16 protein-coding genes are annotated in these 18,610 nt (G+C 72.6%); 6 read left to right on the top strand and 10 right to left on the bottom strand.

All coding sequences use genetic code 11. The annotated features are described in order from the left end of the window. Positions 1–111: 111 nt before the first annotated feature. Entirely contained in the window at positions 112–444 is a 333-nt protein-coding gene (locus Dsi01nite_RS20455; RefSeq protein ID WP_203847808.1) for a hypothetical protein, read from the bottom strand. Between the two features lie 256 nt (positions 445–700). On the opposite strand from Dsi01nite_RS20455, the gene Dsi01nite_RS20460 reads away from it, so the two are divergent. Beyond that, complete coding sequence (locus Dsi01nite_RS20460) at positions 701–1,192, top strand: DUF3145 domain-containing protein (protein ID WP_203847809.1); 492 nt, start codon at positions 701–703, stop codon at positions 1,190–1,192. Between the two features lie 39 nt (positions 1,193–1,231). Next, positions 1,232–2,917: a glycoside hydrolase family 3 protein gene (locus tag Dsi01nite_RS20465; protein WP_203847810.1), complete on the top strand. Its 1,686-nt coding sequence runs from the start codon at positions 1,232–1,234 to the stop codon at positions 2,915–2,917. Positions 2,918–3,124: 207 nt separating this feature from the next. Here the strand turns inward: Dsi01nite_RS20465 and Dsi01nite_RS20470 are convergent, their stop codons facing one another. The 7 genes from Dsi01nite_RS20470 to Dsi01nite_RS20500 all read right to left on the bottom strand — a co-directional run bounded on the left by Dsi01nite_RS20470 (position 3,125) and on the right by Dsi01nite_RS20500 (position 10,498). Further along, positions 3,125–4,522 carry an acyl-CoA carboxylase subunit beta gene (locus tag Dsi01nite_RS20470; protein ID WP_203847811.1) on the bottom strand — a complete coding sequence of 466 codons (1,398 nt, stop codon included), beginning with the start codon at positions 4,520–4,522 and terminating at the stop codon, positions 3,125–3,127. A 16-nt stretch (positions 4,523–4,538) separates the two neighbouring features. Next, complete coding sequence (gene fabF, locus Dsi01nite_RS20475) at positions 4,539–5,756, bottom strand: beta-ketoacyl-ACP synthase II (RefSeq protein WP_203847812.1); 1,218 nt, start codon at positions 5,754–5,756, stop codon at positions 4,539–4,541. 88 nt (positions 5,757–5,844) lie between these two features. After that, complete coding sequence (locus tag Dsi01nite_RS20480) at positions 5,845–6,090, bottom strand: acyl carrier protein (RefSeq protein ID WP_203847813.1); 246 nt, start codon at positions 6,088–6,090, stop codon at positions 5,845–5,847. 71 nt (positions 6,091–6,161) lie between these two features. Beyond that, positions 6,162–7,115 carry a beta-ketoacyl-ACP synthase III gene (locus tag Dsi01nite_RS20485; RefSeq protein ID WP_203847814.1) on the bottom strand — a complete coding sequence of 318 codons (954 nt, stop codon included), beginning with the start codon at positions 7,113–7,115 and terminating at the stop codon, positions 6,162–6,164. Then, a complete protein-coding gene (locus Dsi01nite_RS20490) occupies positions 7,112–8,062 on the bottom strand; it encodes an ACP S-malonyltransferase (RefSeq protein ID WP_203847815.1) in 951 nt (316 codons plus the stop codon). The genes Dsi01nite_RS20485 and Dsi01nite_RS20490 overlap by 4 nt, the downstream gene beginning before the upstream one ends. 219 nt (positions 8,063–8,281) lie before the next feature. After that, positions 8,282–9,478 (bottom strand): PucR family transcriptional regulator, encoded by a 1,197-nt coding sequence (locus Dsi01nite_RS20495; protein WP_239136035.1) that lies wholly within the window; start codon positions 9,476–9,478, stop codon positions 8,282–8,284. Between the two features lie 12 nt (positions 9,479–9,490). Beyond that, on the bottom strand, positions 9,491–10,498 hold the full coding sequence (locus tag Dsi01nite_RS20500; protein WP_203847816.1) for a cellulase family glycosylhydrolase: 1,008 nt from the start codon (positions 10,496–10,498) through the stop codon (positions 9,491–9,493). A 125-nt stretch (positions 10,499–10,623) separates the two neighbouring features. Here Dsi01nite_RS20500 and Dsi01nite_RS20505 point away from each other — a divergent pair, with 125 nt between their 5' ends. Next, positions 10,624–12,861: a HelD family protein gene (locus tag Dsi01nite_RS20505; protein ID WP_203847817.1), complete on the top strand. Its 2,238-nt coding sequence runs from the start codon at positions 10,624–10,626 to the stop codon at positions 12,859–12,861. Positions 12,862–12,905: 44 nt separating this feature from the next. Here the strand turns inward: Dsi01nite_RS20505 and Dsi01nite_RS20510 are convergent, their stop codons facing one another. Continuing rightward, complete coding sequence (locus Dsi01nite_RS20510; RefSeq protein WP_203847818.1) at positions 12,906–13,793, bottom strand: hypothetical protein; 888 nt, start codon at positions 13,791–13,793, stop codon at positions 12,906–12,908. Between the two features lie 18 nt (positions 13,794–13,811). Next, positions 13,812–14,744, bottom strand: a complete 933-nt coding sequence (locus Dsi01nite_RS20515) for a sulfotransferase family protein (protein WP_203847819.1) — start codon at positions 14,742–14,744, stop codon at positions 13,812–13,814. Between the two features lie 124 nt (positions 14,745–14,868). On the opposite strand from Dsi01nite_RS20515, the gene Dsi01nite_RS20520 reads away from it, so the two are divergent. The 3 genes from Dsi01nite_RS20520 to secA2 are packed head-to-tail and all read left to right on the top strand — an operon-like array spanning position 14,869 to position 18,594. Beyond that, a complete protein-coding gene (locus Dsi01nite_RS20520; RefSeq protein ID WP_203847820.1) occupies positions 14,869–15,765 on the top strand; it encodes a ParA family protein in 897 nt (298 codons plus the stop codon). 13 nt (positions 15,766–15,778) lie between these two features. Further along, complete coding sequence (locus Dsi01nite_RS20525; protein WP_203847821.1) at positions 15,779–16,201, top strand: hypothetical protein; 423 nt, start codon at positions 15,779–15,781, stop codon at positions 16,199–16,201. Between the two features lie 53 nt (positions 16,202–16,254). Then, positions 16,255–18,594, top strand: coding sequence for an accessory Sec system translocase SecA2 (secA2, locus tag Dsi01nite_RS20530; RefSeq protein WP_203847822.1), 2,340 nt, complete (start codon positions 16,255–16,257; stop codon positions 18,592–18,594). Positions 18,595–18,610 lie beyond the last annotated feature (16 nt).

Genomic DNA, 18,610 nt, shown 5'->3' on the forward strand with positions numbered 1-18,610 from the left:
GAAGTACGTCGAAATACCCCGGTGATCTGCGGGAGCATTCCGGGAGTGAACCCGGTGCAGCACGAAACCGCCGCCCGGGAGGTCCCGGGCGGCGGCTGGAAGTGCAACGCGTCAGGCGGCTTCGAACACGCCCGCGTCGACGAGGCGCTGCTCCGTCGCGTCCCAGCCGTGGCCGGGGTGGGCGGTGTTGAGCGCCTGCAGCTCGACCCGCAGCTTCGTCGCGTGGCCGGCGCCCGCCAGGACCCGGATCTCCTCGACGAACGCGTCGGAGACCGTGCTGAGGCGGTTGGTCTTGCCGTTGGTCAGGTTGCGCACGTAGACGTGCTTGCCGCCGTTGAGCGGGATGAGGTACTTGAACTCACCCAACACGCTCAGGGCGCCGGACGCGCCGGCCTGGCCTGCGCGGACTGAAGCCCGCGCGGTCTTGGAGGTGCTGTTCGCCACGGCGGGAACTCCTTGTCGAGCCTGAAACTGCTGAAGACAGCAAAACTGTAACACCCGGCAGGTTCGGTCAAAAAAACGAGTTACCTGCTGGAGGCTCCACCCGTTGGACATTTCGTAGGACCCGAGTTGCCGATTCTCTGGCGCACCGCGCACAACATCGTCATCATGAGTCCCACAAGCACATAGCTACAGGGCAGACCGTTGCCGGGTTCGAGGTCGTAGGGGAAGACGCACCTCGGTCTCCGGGAGGTCATACGTGCCCACGCGTGGCGTCATATATGTTCACTCGTCACCGCTCGCCGTGTCATCGCACGTCGAGTGGGCGATCGCGCGCGTCCTCGGAGCGCCGGTCAGACTCGAGTGGACGCCGCAGCCTGTCGAGCCGTCGGCTCGGCGGGCGCAATGCTCATGGTCCGGCGCGACCGGGACCGGGGGCGAGCTGGCGGCTGCCCTGCGGCAGTGGCCCATGATCCGTTTCGAGGTCACCGAGGAGCCCAGCCCCGGTGTTGACGGCGAGCGGTTCATGCACGTGCCCGGCCGCGGCCTCTTCCACGGCTCGACGAGCGCCAACGGCGACATCGTGCTGTCCGAGGACCGGCTGCGCAGCCTGATCGCCACGTCGCGGGGGTACGAGACACTCGCCCACGCGATGGAGAAGGCCCTCGGCGGCCCGTGGGACGCGGAGCTGGAACCCTACCGGCACGCCGCCGACGGCGTCCCCATGAAGCTGCTCACCCGGGTCGGGTGACTTGCACCTGCATGATTGAGTGGCACGGTGCCAGGACCCATGCCACGCCTGTTGGTGCCCTTCGCCGCCGCCGTTGTGCTGCTCAGCGGGTGCACCGACGACCGGCCCGCGGCGCCGTCACCGTCGGCGACGGCGCAGGACTCCGCCGTCGTGCCCGGCGGTGACCCGGCGAAGCAGGCCGCCGACCTCGTCGCCAGGCTGTCCGACGAGGAGCTTCTCGGGCAGCTGCTGATGCCCTATGCCTACGGCAACGACGCCGAGAAGGTCTCCTCCGGCTCCGTGTCGGCGAACAAGGCCTATGCCGGCGCCGCCACCCCGGCGGAGATCGTCAGGAAGTACCACCTCGGCGGCGTCATCCTGGTGTCCAGCAGCGCCGACGACCCGACCGCCGGCACCAACAAGACCACCAACGTCGAGTCGCCCGCCCAGGTCGCCAAGCTCACCGGCGGCCTGCAGGCGGCCGCGCTCGGCCTGCCCGCCAGGATCCCGCTGCTCATCGGCACCGACCAGGAGTACGGGCAGGTCACCCGCATCCGTGACGGCATGGTGCAGCTGCCCAGCGCACTCGCCCTCGGCGCCGGCAACGAGCCGGCGCTGACCGAGGCCGCGTGGAAGGCCGCCGGCACCGAGCTCGCGGCCATCGGGGTCAACGTCGACTTCGCCCCGGACGCCGACGTCCTCGGCGCCCAGCCCGGCGGGGTCATCGGCTCCCGGTCCTTCGGCAGCGACCCGAAGCTCGTGGCCCTCCAGGTGGCCGCGGCGGTGCGCGGGCTGCAGGCCGCCGGCGTCGCCGCCACCGTGAAGCACTTCCCCGGTCACGGCCACACCATCGTCGACAGCCACAACAGCCTGCCGGTGCTCAACCAGAGCCTCGACGCCCTGGAGAGTGGTGACCTGCCGCCGTTCGTCGCCGCCGCCTCCGCCGGGACCGGCCTGGTCATGTCCGGCCACCTCGACGTGAAGGCGATCGACCCGGGTGTGCCGGCGTCGTTCTCCAGCAAGGTCCTCATCGACCTGCTGCGCACGAAGCTCGGCTACACCGGTGTCGTGGTCACCGACGCGCTCAACATGGAGCCCGCGGAGCAGTGGGGCCCGGGCGAGGCCGCCGTGCGCGCCGTCCTCGCCGGCAACGACCTCCTGCTGATGCCGCCGAAGCTGACCGACGCGTACAAGGGCCTCCTCGACGCGGTGCGCTCCGGGCGGCTGTCGAAGCAGCGCCTCACGGAGGCCGCGACGCGCATCCTGACGCTGAAGTTCCGGCTCGCCGCCGTCCCGCGCCCGGACGCCTCGACCGTCAACGGTGACGCCGGGAAGGCGGCCGCGCGGGCGAGCGCCGCGGCGGCCGTCACCGTGCTGCGCGGCCCCTGCTCCGGTGCCCTCGTCACCGGCCCGGTCCGGGTCACCGCCGCCGGCAGTGAGACGGCGCGCGGCTGGCTCGAGGCCGCCCTGACCGCCGCCGGCGCCACCGTGGTGCAGCAGGGCGGCGCGGAGGTCCGGCTCGTGGGCTACGGCAAGGGCGCCTCGGACCTGTCCACGTCGGCGGCGGTGACGGTTGCCCTCGACACGCCGTACGTCCTGCGCTCCGCGAAGGGGACCCTGGTCGCGACGTACTCGTCCTCGCAGGCGTCGATGTCCGCCCTCGCCGACGTGCTGGTCGGCAAGGTCAAGGCCCCCGGCCGCTCCCCGGTCCCGGTCCAGGGCCTCCCGGCCACCGCCTGCGACTGACCCGCCCTCCGCGATCCGTGATCCGGAGGACCTTGCGCACCCCTGACTGCACAAGATCTTCCGGATCACGAAACAAGCCGGACCGCGAACAAGCCAGACCGCGAACAAACAAGCCAGACCGCGAACAAACAAGCCGGACCGTGAACTAAGCCGGACCGCGAACAAACAAGCCGGACCGTGAACGAGCCGGATCGCGAACAGAGCCGCCTACAGCGGGATGTTGCCGTGCGCGCCGCGGGCGAGGGGCGCGCCGGCCAGGGCCGCGGCGATCCGGCCGCGGGTCCGCCCGGGCTCGACCACGGCGTCGACCACCCCGATCTCCACGGCCCGCCCGACGCCGCCGGCGGCCTCGGCCTGCTCCTCGACCAGCCGGGCCCGCAGCTCCTCGCGGTCCTCGGGCGCGGCGGCCGCGAGGCGCCGGCGGTGCAGGACGTTGACCGCGGCGCCGGCGCCCATGGCGGCGATCTCGGCGCCCGGCCAGGCGAAGACGGCGGTGGCGCCGAGCGAGCGGGAGTTCATCGCGATGTACGCGCCGCCGTAGGCCCTGCGGGTGACGAGCGTGACCCTGGGCACGACCGCCTCCGCGAACGCGTGCAGCAGCTTCGCGCCGCGCCGGACCACGCCGTCCCACTCCTGGCCGAGCCCCGGCAGGTACCCGGGGACGTCGACGAGGACGATGAGCGGCACGCCGAGGGCGTCGCACATGCGCACGAACCTGGCCGCCTTCTCGGCGCCCGTCGCGTCGAGGGAGCCGCCGAGCCGCAGCGGATTGTTGGCCACGACGCCGGCGGTACGACCTCCGAAGCGGCCGAGCGTGGTGACGACGTTCTGCGCCCAGCCCGCGTGCAGCTCGACGCCGGGTGCGTCGAGGACCTTGTCCACGAGGGGCCGCACGTCGTAGGCCTGGTCGGGCTCCGGCGGCAGGAACGCGCCGAGGTCGGCCTCGACGACGTCGTCGACGCGGAGGCGGCCCTGCCGGCCCAGCAGCGCGGCGAGCCCGCGGGCTGCGGCGAGCGCCGACGCGTCGTCGCGGGTGGTGACATGCACGACGCCGGAGCGCCGGCCGTGCGGCTCGGGACCGCCGAGGCGGTCCATGTCGACCTGCTCGCCGGTGACGCTGCGCACCAGCTCGGGGCCGGTGAGGAAGATCCGGCCGGCATCGCTCATGATCACGATGTCGGTGAGGGCCGGGGCGTACGCGGCGCCGCCGGCGGCCGGGCCGAGCACGACCGAGAGCTGCGGGACGCGCCCGGAGGCCCGGACCGTGGCGGCGAAGACCTGCCCGACGGCGTCGAGGGCGAGGACCCCTTCGGCGAGGCGGGCACCGCCGGAGTGCCACACGCCGATGACCGGGACGCGTTCCCGGATGGCGGCGTCGACGGCGTCGACGACCCGGCGGCAGCCGGCGTCGCCCATCGCGCCGCCCATCCGGGTGGCGTCGGTCGCGAACGCGATGACCGGGGTCCCGTCGACGGCGCCCCGCCCGGCCACCACACCGCTGTCGTCGCGGGGTGCCAGCAGGCGCAGCGTGCCCTGGTCGAACAGGGCACGCAGGCGCGCCTCCGGGTCGCGCAGGTCCGCGATCCGGGCGGACATGCGCGTCATCGCAGCTCCACGGGCCTCAGGCGCGGGCGAACACCAGCGCGGCGTTGTGGCCGCCGAACCCGAACGAGTTGTTCAGGGCGGCGGGGATGTCCAGGTGGCGCGCCTTGTGCGTGACCACCTCCAGGTCCAGCTCGTCGTCGGGCTCGTCGAGGTTGATCGTCGGCGGGACGATCCCGTGGTAGATCGCGAGGATCGTCGCGATCGACTCCACCGCGCCGGCCGCGCCGAGCAGGTGCCCGGTCATCGACTTGGTGGAGGTGAGCAGCGGGTGGTCGCCGAGGGCCCGGTGCAGCGCCTTGATCTCGGCCAGGTCACCGACCGGGGTCGAGGTGGCGTGCGCGTTGACGTGGACCACGTCGGACTTGGCGATCCCGGCGTCGCGGAGCGCGAAGTCGATGGCCCGCACGGCGCCGTCGCCCTCGGGGTGCGGCTGGACGATGTCGTACCCGTCGGAGGTGAGACCGGCGCCGGCGAGCCGGGCGTAGATCCGGGCCCCGCGGGCGCGGGCGTGGTCGGCGCGTTCGAGCACGATGACGCCGGCGCCCTCACCGAGGACGAAGCCGTCGCGGCCCTTGTCCCAGGGGCGCGACGCGCGCTCGGGGTCGTCGTTGCGGATCGACATGGCGCGCATCGCGGCGAACCCGGCGATCGGCAGCGGGTGGATGACGGCCTCGGTGCCACCGGCGACGACGACGTCGGCGCGGCCGAGCCGGATCAGGTCCAGGGCGTGCGCGATGGCCTCGGCGCCGGTGGCGCAGGCGCTGGCGACGCAGTGCACGCCGGCCTGCGCGCCGAGCTCGAGACCGACCCAGGCGGCGGGGCCGTTCGGCATCAGCATCGGCACGGTGTGCGGGGACACCTTGCGCGGTCCGCTGGCCTCCAGGATGTCGTCCTGGTTGAGCAGGGTCTGGGCGCCGCCGATGCCGGTGCCGACGCTGACGGCGAGCCGCAGCTTGTCGACCTCGGGCGAGCCGGCGTCGGCCCACGCCTCACGGGCGGCGACGATCGCGGTCATCTCGGAGCGGTCCAGGCGGCGGGCCTGGATCCGGTCGATCACTGTGCTCGGCTCGACGGCCAACTGCGCGGCGATCCGCACGGTCAGCTGCGCGGCCCAATCCTGGGTCAGCGGCGACACACCCGACTTCCCGGCGAGCATGGCATCCCACGTGGACGCGACATCCCCGCCCAGGGGCGTGGTGGCCCCGAGACCGGTGACGACGACCTCAACACTCACAGCACAACACCTCTCTGGCTGACCCTCTTTGGCGCGGTCTCGGGCAGTTCGGGGTGACCGCCCAGACCCGAGACCGCGACAACGGCTCTCAGGCCTGCGACTTCACGATGTACGACACGGCGTCACCGACGGTCTTGAGGTTCGGCACCTCGTCATCCGGGATCTTCACGCCGAACTTCTCCTCCGCCGCCACCACGACCTCGACCATCGACAGCGAGTCGACGTCCAGGTCGTCGGTGAACGACTTCTCCTCGGCGACGTCGTCGGGGTTGACCCCGGCGACCTCTTCGAGGATTTCGGCGAGACCGCCGGCGATCTCTTCACGGGTGGACATAGAGCTTTCCTTCCTTGGGTGGACGCAACCTCGACGCACAGTCGAACGCTGTTGAAACAAAAGAGGATGCCTTACGGGCAGCGGATGACCTGACCCGCGTAGGTGAGGCCGCCGCCGAAGCCGAACAGCAGCACCGGGGCGCCCGACGGCACCTCGCGCCGCTCGATGGCCTTGGACAGTGCCAGGGGGATGCTCGCCGCCGACGTGTTGCCGGACTCGACGAGGTCCTTGAGGATGATCGCGTTGGGCAGGTCGAGCCGCTTGACGATGCCGTCGATGATGCGGGTGTTGGCCTGGTGCGCCACGAACGCGGCGATGTCCTTGCCCTGCACGCCGGCCCGGTCCAGGGCGGCCTGCGCGAACGGTGCGATGGCCGTGGTGGCCCACCGGAAGACCGCCTGGCCCTCCTGCTTGATGTACGGGCGCCAGCCCTCGATCTTCAGCACGTCGCCCTTCTCGGGCGCGGAACCCCAGACGACGGGACCGACGCCGGCGGCCTCGCCCTCATGGGTGGCGGTGACGACCGCGGCACCGGCGCCGTCGCCGAAGAGCACGGCGGTGGTCCGGTCGGTCCAGTCGACCACGTCGGAGAGCTTCTCCGCGCCGATGACCAGGGTGTTGCGGCTCGCGCCGGCGCGGATCGCGTGGTCGGCGGCGGCCAGGCCGTAGCAGAACCCGGAGCAGGCGGTGTTGAGGTCGTATGCGGCCGGCGCCATGATGCCGAGCTTCGCCGCGACCCGCGTCGCCACGTTGGGGCAGCGGTCGATCGAGCTGCACGTCGCGACGATCACCTGGTCGATGTCGGCGGCGGTGAGCCCGGAGGCCGCGAGGGCCTTCCCGGCGGCGGCGGTCGCCATGTCGGCGACGCTCTCGCTGCCGGCGACGCGGCGTGCGGCGATGCCGACCCGGTCACGGATCCAGGCGTCGTTGGTCTCGATCACCTTGGACAGGTCGTCGTTGGTGACCACCTGCGACGGCTGGTAGTGCCCGAACGCGAGGATCTTCGACCCGGTCGGCTGGTTCATAGCTGGTCTCCAATGCGAGCGAGCGGCTGGTCGGGCGCGCTGCCGTGCCGCGCGATCAGATCATGGGCGGCGGCCAGGTCGTCCGGCGTGTTGACGCTGACGATCTCGATGCCCTTGATGGTGCGTTTGACCAGCCCGGCGAGGGTCCCGGCCGGCGCCAGCTCGATCACGGCGGTGACGCCGCGGTCCTCGAGGGTGGCCATGCACAGGTCCCAGCGCACCGGCGCGGTCACCTGCTTGACCAGGCGGTCCAGCATGCCCGGGCCGTCCTCGACGACCGTGCCGTCCAGGTTGGACAGCAGCGGCCGCGTCGGTGCCGACGCGGTGACCCCGGCCGCGATCGTGGCGAGGGCCTCCTCGGCCGGCGCCATGTACGGGGTGTGGAACGCACCGGCGACCTTCAGCGCGATGATCCGCGCCCGGGCCGGCGGGGCGGCGGCGAGCTTCTCCAGGCCGCTGAGCGAGCCGGCGGCGACGACCTGGCCCGCGCCGTTGCGGTTGGCCGGCTGCAGCCCGGCGGCCTCGACGACGGCGAGCACCTCGTCGGGGTCGCCGCCGAGGATCGCGCTCATGCCGGTCGGCTCCAGCGCGCAGGCGGCGGCCATCTCCCGGCCGCGGACCGCGGCGAGGGTGATCGCGGCCTCCGCGCTGAACACCCCGGCCAGGGTCGACGCGGCGAGCTCGCCGATGCTGTGGCCGGCGAAGACGTTGACGTTGGCCAGCGGGAGCTGTGCGGCGGTGAGCAGCGCGGCGGCGACGAGCAGCGGCTGGGTCTTGGCGGTGTCCTTGATCTCCTCGGCGTCGGCTTCGGTGCCGAGGTGCACCAGGTCGACCCCCGCGAGGTCCGACCACTCGCGCAGACGGGCCTCCGCGCCGGGCAGCGTGAGCCACGGTGTCAGGAAGCCGGGTTTCTGGGAGCCTTGCCCTGGGGCGAGTACAGCGAGCACGTCTATGACTTTTCCGGATTCCCGTCAATCGCGCGGGTAGCGCTACGCACCAAAGTGGACCACCTCGTTTGTAGGAAGCCTACAAAAGATTGCGTGGTGTTGCACCAACAGTTCCGCGCGGTCACCCACCGCTACATTCTGCCCATCTTGGCGGCGACCTGCGTCACTCCGGCTGCGAGATGCGTCACCTTCGTGGCGTGGCCGGGACGGTGGGATGTGTCACTGCGGCGGTGGACCGGACGGTGCGGGCGCGAACGGATCCAGTCTGCCGATCGTCAGCGCGATCCGCAGGGCAAACGCGTCACGTGGCACCAAGGGGACGAATCCGGTCACCTCGCCGATGCGGCGCAGCCGGTACCGGACGGTGTTCGGGTGCACGAACAGCCCCCGTGCGGCGCTCTCCAGGACCCCGCCGCCGGCGTAGAAGGCGTCCAGGGTCTCCAGCAGCTCGCCGCCGGCGCGGACCAGCGCGCCGTAGATGTCCTGCCGCAGGATCCGGCGGGCCTCCGCGTCGCCGGCCAGGGCGCGCTCCGGCAGCAGGTCGGCGGCGGCCACCGGGCGGGGCGCGGCCGGCCACGCGGGCGCGGCGCGGAACCCCGCCAGGGCGGCCCTGGCGGACTCGGTCGCCTCGTCCAGCGACGGCACCGCCGGCCCGACCACCACGGGCCCGTCGCCGAAGCCGACCAGGAGCCGCTCGGTCGCCGCGATCGGGTCGGGCGCGCCGCCGAGGACCACGACCAGGCGGTCACCGTGCACCCCGCCGAGGATCTCGACCCCGATCCGGCGCGCCGCCCGGTAGACGGTGTGCAGGACCGCCGTGGCCTCCCCGCCCGGTGACCGGCCGACCGCGACCGCGACCGGCGGGGCGTCCGCCCAGCCCAGCGCCGCCGCCCGGCTCGCCAGGACGTCGGAGGAGTCGCCGCGCAGCAGCGCGTCGACCAGCAGTGCCTGCAGCCGCGCGTCCCAGGCGCCGCGGGTCTCCGCGGCCCGCGCGTAGACCCGGGCCGCGCCGAAGGCGACCTCCCGGCTGTAGTGCAGCACCGCCTCGCGGATCCCGGCCTCCTCGCCGGCGGCGGCCAGGTGCGGCAGCTGCTCCTCGACGACCTCGATGGTCACCCGGATCAGCTGGACCGTCTGGCCGAGGTTGATCGAGCGGGCCAGGGCCCGGGGAGCGGCGTCGAAGAACTCGTCGGAGTTGTCCGGCGGCAGCGCCCCGCCCTCCTGCCGGTTGCGCAGCCACTCGACCAGGGACCGCACGCCGGCCTGCGCGACCAGCATCACCCAGGCCCGCTGGTCGGCCGGCAGCTCCCGGAACCAGGGCAGGGTCTCGTCCATCCGCGCCACGCTCGCGGTCGCGAGGGCGCCGGCCGCCCGCTCGATCGAGCGCACGCTCGCTTCGAGGCTCTGGTTTTTCACCCACACAGCTTTTCATCGTCTGGCCGCCAACCAGAACCCGCCGTAGATCCCGGCCTCCTTCGACGTCTGCCGCAGCCCGTTCGGGCCGTCGATCAGCCGCCGCCCCCAGTCGGTGCGTTTCGCGGCCTTGAAGCCGTCGACCATGTCCAGGTAGTGGTACTCCGCGCTGTTGCCGCTCCAGGCCCAGCCGAGGTACCCGAGGTCGTACCGCACGCAGTACGCCATGATCGCGTCCTCGTCCGGGTCGCCGTACTGGTGGATCGAGGAGAACTCCCCGACGACGATCGGCAGTCGCTGCCGGACGTAGCTGTCGAGGTAGTCGGCGACCTTCTGCGCGGTGTTGAACGGCCCGTACATGTGCACGTCGAAGATGGTGTTGTGCTCCGGGTCGGACGCGAACACCTCGGCCGCGTGGTCGTGCATGACGTTGAACGAGTCGTTGCCCCAGTTCGGCGCGTCGACCATGATCGCGTGCAGCAGCCCGGCGGAGCGCAGCCGCTGGATCGCCGTCTTCGTGTCGCCGATCCAGTCGGTGTTGACCGCGTGCCCGGACGGCTCGTTGGCGATGTTGATCACGACGTACGACTCCTGCCGCAGCAGCACCTTGCGCAGCGTCAGCCAGTAGTCCACGGCCTGCGCGATCGTCGCGGCGCCCGGCTCCGTGCCGTACCCCATCGTGTCGTGGACGTCGAGCACGCAGATCAGCCGGTTCGCCCGGCACTGGCCGATGACGCCGGCGACCTCCGCCGGGGTGGTCGCCGGGAACGTGGTGCCGCTGGACAGCGCCACCCGCACCGAGTTCGCCCCGCTCGCCTTGATGTCGGCGAACACCGACGCCGGACCCTTGTTGAAGTAGTACCCGTGGTTCACCCCGCGCAGGACCAGGCGTTCCCCGTTGGCCTCGACGAGGTGCCCACCGGTGGCCTTGATCCCGGTCGCCCCGTAGGCAGGCTCCACCGAGACGTACGCCGCGCCCAGCAACGACAGCAGCAGGGCGAGGAACGCCGCTCTGATCAGCACGGCGAGCCGCTACCCGCCGGTTTGCCGGCCAACCGCCAAGGTGGAAGGAACAGGTCGACTGCGATCCCTGCCTCCGGGTAATCTGGAGATCACGTTGCGTGGTCAAGATCGCGGAGAGGCGGCCCGTGCAGTCCAAGTCAGCCGAGCTGGCCGCTGAGCAGCAGCACTTCGATCTGGCCCGCAAGCACCGCGAGCGCGCCCGCGCCGAGCTCGGCGAGGTGCCCGACGCCGCCGTCAACGCCGGTGCCGGCCGCCGCCTGGCGCTCTTCCGCCGCAACCGCAAGGACGCCCTCGCCGCGCCCGAGGAGCAGGTCGCGTTCGGCCGGATCGACTGCGAGCCGGCCGATCCTTCGGCCGATTCCAAGATCGAGGACACGTTCTACATCGGGCGCGAGACCATCTTCGACGACTCCCGGCAGGTCCTCGTCGTCAACTGGCAGACCCCGATCGGCACCCTGTACTACGAGGCGACCCACGAGGATCCCCGCGGCCTGCAACGCAAGCGCACGTTCCAGTGCGCCGGCAACCAGGTCCGCGACTTCGACGACGTCGTCTTCGCCCAGCTCGCCGAGGCCGTCGCCGAGCTCGAAGGCCCCGACGGCGCATTGCTCGCCGAGCTCGACCGGGGCCGCACCGGGGCGATGACCGACATCGTCGCCACCATCCAGGGCGCCCAGTCCCGGCTGATCCGTTCACCCCTGGACCAGCTGCTCGTCATCGAGGGCGGCCCCGGCACCGGCAAGACCGCCGTCGCCCTGCACCGCGTGTCGTGGCTGCTGTTCAACCACCGCGACCGGCTGCGCCCCCAGGACGTCCTCGTCGTCGGCCCGCACCCGGCGTTCACCCGCTACATCCGCACCGTCCTGCCGAGCCTCGGCGACACCGACGTGGCGCAGCTGGACATCGACCAGCTCGGCCCGCCCGTGCAGCGCGGCCGGCCGGAAGACCCGCAGACCCGGCGGCTCAAGGGGGAGGCGCGGATGGCCCGCCTGCTCGCCCGCGCCCTCGAGAACCGGGTCGGCACCCCCGAACCCGCCGAACGCATGCTCTTCGACGGCACGTTCGTCACCCTGTCCGGCGTCGAGGTGGCCGCCGCCGTCGCCTCCGCCCGGCAGGCCGGCGGCCCCTACGCGCAACGCCGCCAACGCCTCCGCGCCCAGCTCGCCGACCTCGTCCGCGGCCGCGGCCGCGGCGGCCCGACCGACCCGGAACGCCTCGGCCCGGTCGAGAACCTCCTCGAACGCCTCTGGCCACTGCAGAGCGCCGCCGCGTTCCTGCGCACCCTGCTGGGCTCGCAGGCCAGGCTCGCCAACGCCGCCGCCGGCGAGTTCACCCCCGAGGAGCTCGCCCTGCTGCACCGCCGCGGCGCCGACAAGCTCTCCGAACAGATCTGGAGCAACACCGACCTGCCGCTGCTCGACGAGCTCGAGGAGCTGCTCAACGGGGTGTCGCGCCGCTACCGGCACATCGTCGTCGACGAGGCCCAGGACCTCTCACCCATGCAGCTGCGCGCCGTCGCCCGCCGCTCCTCGACCGGTTCCCTCACCGTCGTCGGCGACCTGGCCCAGTCCACCGGCGCCTGGGCCCGCGACCACTGGGGCGAGGTCGCCGAGCACCTGCCCGCCCAGCTGCCCCAGGTCGTCGTCGGGCTCCGGTACGGCTACCGCGTCCCGCGCCAGGTGTACGAACTGGCCGCCGAGCTCCTCCCCGTCGCCGCTCCCGACGTCGAGCCGACCAGGGCGGTCCGCGACGGCCCCGGCGACCCCGGTGTCCACGTCGTCGAACCCGCCGAGCGGGCCGGCCGGGCCGCCCTCATCGCGAAGGACCACGCCCTCGGCGGCCGTTTCGTCGGCATCGTCTGCCCCGCCGCCTGCCGCGCCGAGGTCGAGTTCGCCCTGCACGCCAACGACCTGCAGTGGGGCCGCGCCGACCAGGGTGAGCTGGACCGCGCGATCAACCTCGTCAGCCCCCAGGAGGCGAAGGGCCTGGAGTTCGACGCGGTCGTCGTCGTGGAGCCGGAGGAGATCGTCGCCGAGGACGAGCGCGGGCACCGGCTGCTGTTCGTCGCGCTCACCCGCACGATCCGATACCTGGACATCGTGTGCGCGGGGGATCCGCTGCCGATCGAGTCCGGGCCCGACGTAACCTCGCGGATCCCGCGTCAGCGGATGGTCGTCGAGCCCGACGCCGATCCGACCCTGGACATGGCCCAGCTGGACCGGCTCGCCGAGGACCTTGCCGCGCTGGTGGTCGGGGGCGCGCCGGTGCCGATGTGGGACGAGGTGCTGCAGCGGACGGCCGCCCTGCTGGACGAGCGGGCCGACCGTTCCCGGCCGTCCGGCCGCCACCGCCGCTCCTCATGATCCGGTAGAGCCTGTGTACCCCTGGATGCACGGGCTCCACCGGATCATGAGTCGAGGGACGGCTCGGTGCGCAGCTCGTGGGCGCCGTCCTCGCGGGTGACCTCGTAATAGAGGCGGCCCGGGACCGCGGTCAGGTAGCGCAGGCCGTGGGGGGCGTGCGGGGAGCCGCACGGCTCGGCGTCCGCGGCCGTCAGCGGCCCGAACAGGCCGTCGGGCCCCAGGGTGCCGTGGGCGGTGCCGGTGCGCTCCTCCCAGTTCTCCTCGGCGGTGGCGCGCCCGTCGTACGTGGCCGTCAGCTGCCCGTCGCGGACGGTCACGGCGCTCAGCCGGACGCCGCGCGCGTCCCAGCGGCCCGGGCGCGGCGCGAGGGCGACGCCCTGCCAGGTCCAGTCGACGCCGTCGGGGCCGGTGGCGTACCAGGTGGACATGCGGTCGGCGTGCTCGGCGGTTTCGAGGGGGTGCACGGAGGCCCACAGGTGCCAGCGCCGGCCGTCGAAGTGCAGGACGGGGTCCTTGACACCGATCTCGTCGGAGCCGGGCAGCACCGTGAGCGCGGGCGCCTCGCCCAGCTTCTCCGGCTCGTCGGCCTCGAGCAGGTCGACCCGCCAGTGTTTGGTGCCGGGGGTGGCGACGCTGACGTACAGCCGCCAACGTCCCTCGGGGGTGACCACCAGCGCCGGGCGTTCCAGGGACGCGCCGCCGAAGCGCTCCTTCGACACCTCCGCGACCGGGGTGAACGTCACGCCGTCGTGGGAACGGGCGATCACGTTGGCGTAGCCGCGCCCGGATCCGATCGGCCTGCGCAGCCGGTACGCCAGAAACACCGACGACTCGTGCACGACGGCGCTGGGGCCACCGGCCCAGTTGCCGGCGCCGCCGGAAGGGGGCGCGACGACGAGCTCGGAACCGGTCTGACGGGGCAGCTCTGGCACGTGCGGATCTCCCGACTCTCAGTGGTAGTTGCTCGCGTGGTCAAGGCTCAGCCAGTCCGCGTAGGACTCGCCGGAGATCTCCTGCAACAGCTCGATCTCCTCGACGAACCGGGGCAGCAGCGCGGCCCGCTGCTCCGGGGTGACCTTCGGGCGGCGGCCGTGCTGGCGGTGCAGCAGCGCCAGCAGCGGACCGCTGAACGCGTGCCGCACCGGCACCGGGAAGTGATGCCCGATCCTCCCACCGTTGCGCAGCAGGAACCGCACGCCCGCGTTGAACCGCGTGTCGGCGACGTAGCGGCGCACGTTCTCCGGCGGGATCCGCGCCACGTGCCCGGTGGCGACGCCGAGGAACTCGCAGACCCGGTCGACGGTGCCGCCGGGGTCGTCGCGCAGGTCCCTGTACTGCAGCAGCAGGATCTGCTCACGGGGGAAGAACTCCAGGAGGTGCCGCAGCTGGCTGCCGTACTGCCCGAGCGCGGTGTAGTGCCAGAAGTCCGCCCAGCCGGCGGCGGTGCGGGCCGGCTCCAGCGCGACCGCCTTCTCGAAGTCCGCCTCGGACTCCAGCCCGGCGCCCCACAGGTGCGACCAGTTGGAGTGCGCCCGGTCGACCGGGTCGCGGAGCAGCAGGATGATCTTCGCCTTCGGAACCAGCCGGTGGATGCGGCTGTGGGCTTCGCGGTCGTACAGGTAGAACGGCGTCGCCTCGCCCAGCAGCGCGCCCGGTGGTGCCGGGTCGAACAGCGCCTCGTACTCCTCGCGCCGCCAGACGTGTTCCTGATACGTCTGCCGGTCCCCGGGCCCGCCGTTCGTGGGTGGCGGCCCGTCGGAGAGGAAGAACTTGGGCTCCTTGACCTCGGACAGGAAGAGCTGCGGGTGCCGCACCAGCGCCGCGTGCAACGCTGACGTGCCCGCCTTCGGCACCCCCGCGACCAGGAAGTCCGGCAACGCCATCACAGCCCCCTTTACCCATCGATTCAGTAGGGATATAGCGTAACCGCCACGGACGAGGGACGACAACGGAGCGTGCCGATGTCATGCTGCTGCGCATGCAGTGGGCCGCAGCGGAGGCGATGGCATGAGCGTGGTCTCCGTGATCAATTACAAGGGCGGGGTCGGCAAGACCACATTGACCGCGAACATCGGCGCCGAGCTCGCCGCCCGGGGCCGCAAGGTGCTCCTGGTCGATCTCGATCCGCAGGCCAGCCTCACGTTCTCCTTCTACCGGCCGGCTGAGTTCGAGTCGCGGCCGACGATCCTGCCGTGGTTCGACGGCTACCTCGCCACCCGCGCCGCCGAGCCGCTGCACCCCTACGTGGTGAGCCCCCGCGAGGTCAACGCCGTCGTGCAGCCCCTCGGCGGCCAGCTCGACCTGCTCGCCGGCGACCTCGGGCTCATCGAGGTCGACCTCAACCTGGCGGCGGCCCTGGGCGGCGCGCGCCTGCAGACCGGCAACCCCCGCTACCTGCCGGTGCACCGCCTGATCGCCGACGCCCTCACCGACCACGCGTTCGGCGGCTACGACGCGGTCCTCATCGACTGCGCGCCCAACTTCAACCTGGTCACCCGCACCGCGATGGTCGCCAGCGACCACGTCGTGGTCCCGGCCCGCCCCGACTACCTCTCGACCCGCGGCATCGACTACCTGCGGGCCCGCATGTCCCGGCTGGTCGAGGAGTACAACGCGGTCGCCCCTCGCCCGATCAACCCGGAGATCATCGGTGTGGTCTACACGATGGTCCAGTACACCGGCGCCGGCCCGCTCATCTCGCAACGCACCTCGGTCAACGAGACGTCCCGGATCGAGATCCCCGTCTTCCGTCAGACGATCCGCGACAACAAGACCGCCGTCACCGACGCCGGCGAGCGCAGCCTGCCCGTCGTCCTCGCCCCGCCCGGCACCGCGTCGATCGAGACCCTACGATACGAGTTCCAGCAGCTGACCAGCGAGTTCCTGGCCCGCACCAGGATCTGAGGAGCGTCTTGCGATGACCGACCCCGCCGACCTGGCGCACGACGTGCTGCTCAAGATCGCCGCGTTCGTGAAGTCCCTGCCGGCCGACCAGCTCGCCGACCTCGCCTCGGGTGAGGCGAAGCTGACCCTGGTCCCGCGCGGCGGCCGGGCCGCCGCGTCGGCCGCGGGACCGGCCGCCTCGGCGCGGACCAGGCCGCTGTCCCGGCCGGTCGCCGAGATCGAGACGATGCTGGCGGAGATCGGCACGCGGGCGGCGGCGGTGCAGTACCTCAACGACGAGCGGCTCACGGTCCCGCAACTCCGCGAGCTGGCCAAGGTGCTGGGTGTCGCCCTGCCCAGCAAGTCCACGAAGGAAGCCGTCACCACGAAGATCGTGGACTCGGTGGTGGGCCGGCGCCTCGACTCCTCGGCCATCGACCGGATGGTCGCCCGCTGACCCGGCCTGTCGCGGGGCCGACGACGGTGCCGACCACGCCGTAGCCTGGGGTCGTGGGCCGACTCGAGCAGCTTCGTGACCCTTCGTCGTGGCGGCGGGCTGTCGTGCTGGTGCGGCGGTTCCGGCAGGAGCCCGGAACGGCGGACCTGCGCCGGTTCGCCCCGGTGGTCGAGGCCGTCCTGCGCGAACGTGCCGCGTTCCGTGCGCTCGACGACGAGGCGCTGACCGGGCGCGCCCGGCGCACGGCCAGGCCGGATCTCGCCGACGACGGTGACCTGGCGGGATGGCTCGCGGTCGCGAGCGAGGTCGCGCGGCGCCGGCTGGGGATGGAGCCGTTCGAGGTGCAGCTGCTGGCGGCGGTGAGCATGCTCCGCGGCCGGGTGGTGGACATGGAGACCGGCGAGGGCAAGACCCTGGTGGGATTCCTCGTCGCGGCCGGGCTGGCGGTGACGGGCCGGCGGGTGCACGTGCTCTCGGCCAACGACTACCTGGCCGGTCGGGATGCCCAGGCGGGGTCGCCCCTGTTCACCGCGTTCGGGCTGTCGTGCGCGGCGGTGGTCGACGGCATGGACCACGCCGACCGGCGGGCGGCGTACCGCAGCGACGTGGTCTACGCGACCGTGCACCAGGTGGGGTTCGACCTGCTCCGCGACCGGCAACGGTTCGAGGACGCGCAGCGGCTGGTGCCGGACCTCGACGCGGCGGTGATCGACGAGATCGACGCGGTGCTGCTCGACGACGCGATGGTCCCGCTGGTGATCGCCGGGGACGGCGAACCGCGGCCGGAGGAGGCGTCCCTCGCCGCGGTGGTCGCGGCGATGACGGCGGGCGTGGACTACGAGGTCGACGGCGAACGGCGCAACGTCTCGTTCAACGAGGCGGGGATCGCGGCGCTGGAGGAGCACCTCGGCGTCGACGACCTGTACGCCGAGGATCACGTCGGCCTGCTGACGGCGGCGCACGTCGCATTGCACGCCCACGCCCTCATGGAGTGCGACGTGCACTACATCGTGGCCGAGGGGCAGGTGCGGCTGGTCAACGACGCCCGCGGCCGGGTCGCGGACCGTCAGCGGTGGCCGGACGGCCTGCACGCCGCGATCGAGCGCAAAGAAGGCCTCGAGGTGACCGCGCCGGCCGAGGTGCTCGACCAGATGCTGGTCGAGACCGTGGCCCGGGGCTACCGGGTCATCACCGGGATGAGCGGCACCGCGTTGGACGCCTCGGAGCGTCTCGCGGAGGACCTGGACCTGCGCACCGGCGCGATCCCGACCAACCGGCCCGGCATCCGCGTCGACGAGCCCGACCGGCTCTACCTGACGGCCGAGCGGCGCGACGCGGCCGCCGCCGACCGGGTGCGGGCCGCGCATGCGGCCGGCCAGCCCGTGCTGATCGGCACGGCGAGCGTGGCCGACTCCGAGCGATTCGCCGTGCTCCTGGCCGACCGCGGCGTCGAAGCGGTCGTGCTCAACGCCAAGAACGACGCCGCCGAAGCCGGGATCATCGCCCGCGCCGGGGAGCACGCGGCCGTCACCGTGTCCACGCAGATGGCCGGCCGTGGCGTCGACATCCGGCTCGCCCCGGGGGCCGTCGCGGCGGGCGGACTGCTCGTGCTCGGACTCGGGCGGTACGACAGCGCCAGGCTCGACCATCAACTCCGCGGCCGGGCGGGCCGGCAGGGCGACCCGGGTCGTTCGGTCTACTACACCAGTCTCGACGATGACGTGGTGACCGAGCACCTGGTCATCAACATGGACCCGCGGACGGTGGACGCCGACGGGCGGGTCCGCGACAAACGGTTCCGCCGGATCTACGAGCACGCCCAGCGCGTCGCCGAGGGCAAACTCCTGCAGCTGCACCGCACCACCCGCCGTTACCACACGGCCACCGACCAGCACCGGCGGCTGCTGCTCGACACCCGCGAACGGCTCCTCACCGACCCCGCCGCGCTCGAGGACCACCTGGCGCACGTCTGGACCGCCGGCTCCGACCAGCCGCACCGGTGGACCCGACCGGCCCGGCGCCGGCTCGCGACCGAGGTGGCGCTCTACCACCTCGACCGCGCCTGGACCCGGCACCTGCAGGTGCTCGCCGAGGTCCGCGAGGGCATCCACCTGCGGGTCCTCGGCCGCCAGGACCCCCTCGAAGAGTTCAACCTCATCGCCACCGACGACTTCCGCGCCCTGGCACGAGCGGCCGCCGCGGCCACCCGACACACCCTCGACGCGGCATCGGAGCACGCCACGACGCTCGCCGACCTCGGCCTGCGACGTCCCTCCTCCACCTGGACCTACATGGTGGCCGACAACCCCTTCGGCTCCGAGGCTGACCGCTTCTTCGAGTACATCGGCCAAGCGCTGCGCGGCAGCCAGCCCCCGGCCATTTCCTACACCTGATCGGAGGCTGCAAGGA

It is taken from the genome of Dactylosporangium siamense (assembly GCF_016862795.1).
Lineage (GTDB): Bacteria > Actinomycetota > Actinomycetes > Mycobacteriales > Micromonosporaceae > Dactylosporangium > Dactylosporangium siamense.

Excerpts from the sequence above, each read along its gene's own strand:
- Dsi01nite_RS20465 (WP_203847810.1), top strand. The coding sequence starts at position 1,232 with ATGCCACGCCTGTTGGTGCCCTTCGCCGCCGCCGTTGTGCTGCTCAGC.
- Dsi01nite_RS20470 (WP_203847811.1), bottom strand. The coding sequence starts at position 4,522 with ATGACGCGCATGTCCGCCCGGATCGCGGACCTGCGCGACCCGGAGGCG.
- Dsi01nite_RS20525 (WP_203847821.1), top strand. The coding sequence starts at position 15,779 with ATGACCGACCCCGCCGACCTGGCGCACGACGTGCTGCTCAAGATCGCC.
- Dsi01nite_RS20515 (WP_203847819.1), bottom strand. The coding sequence starts at position 14,744 with ATGGCGTTGCCGGACTTCCTGGTCGCGGGGGTGCCGAAGGCGGGCACG.
- Dsi01nite_RS20485 (WP_203847814.1), bottom strand. The coding sequence starts at position 7,115 with ATGAACCAGCCGACCGGGTCGAAGATCCTCGCGTTCGGGCACTACCAG.
- Dsi01nite_RS20520 (WP_203847820.1), top strand. The coding sequence starts at position 14,869 with ATGAGCGTGGTCTCCGTGATCAATTACAAGGGCGGGGTCGGCAAGACC.
- Dsi01nite_RS20480 (WP_203847813.1), bottom strand. The coding sequence starts at position 6,090 with ATGTCCACCCGTGAAGAGATCGCCGGCGGTCTCGCCGAAATCCTCGAA.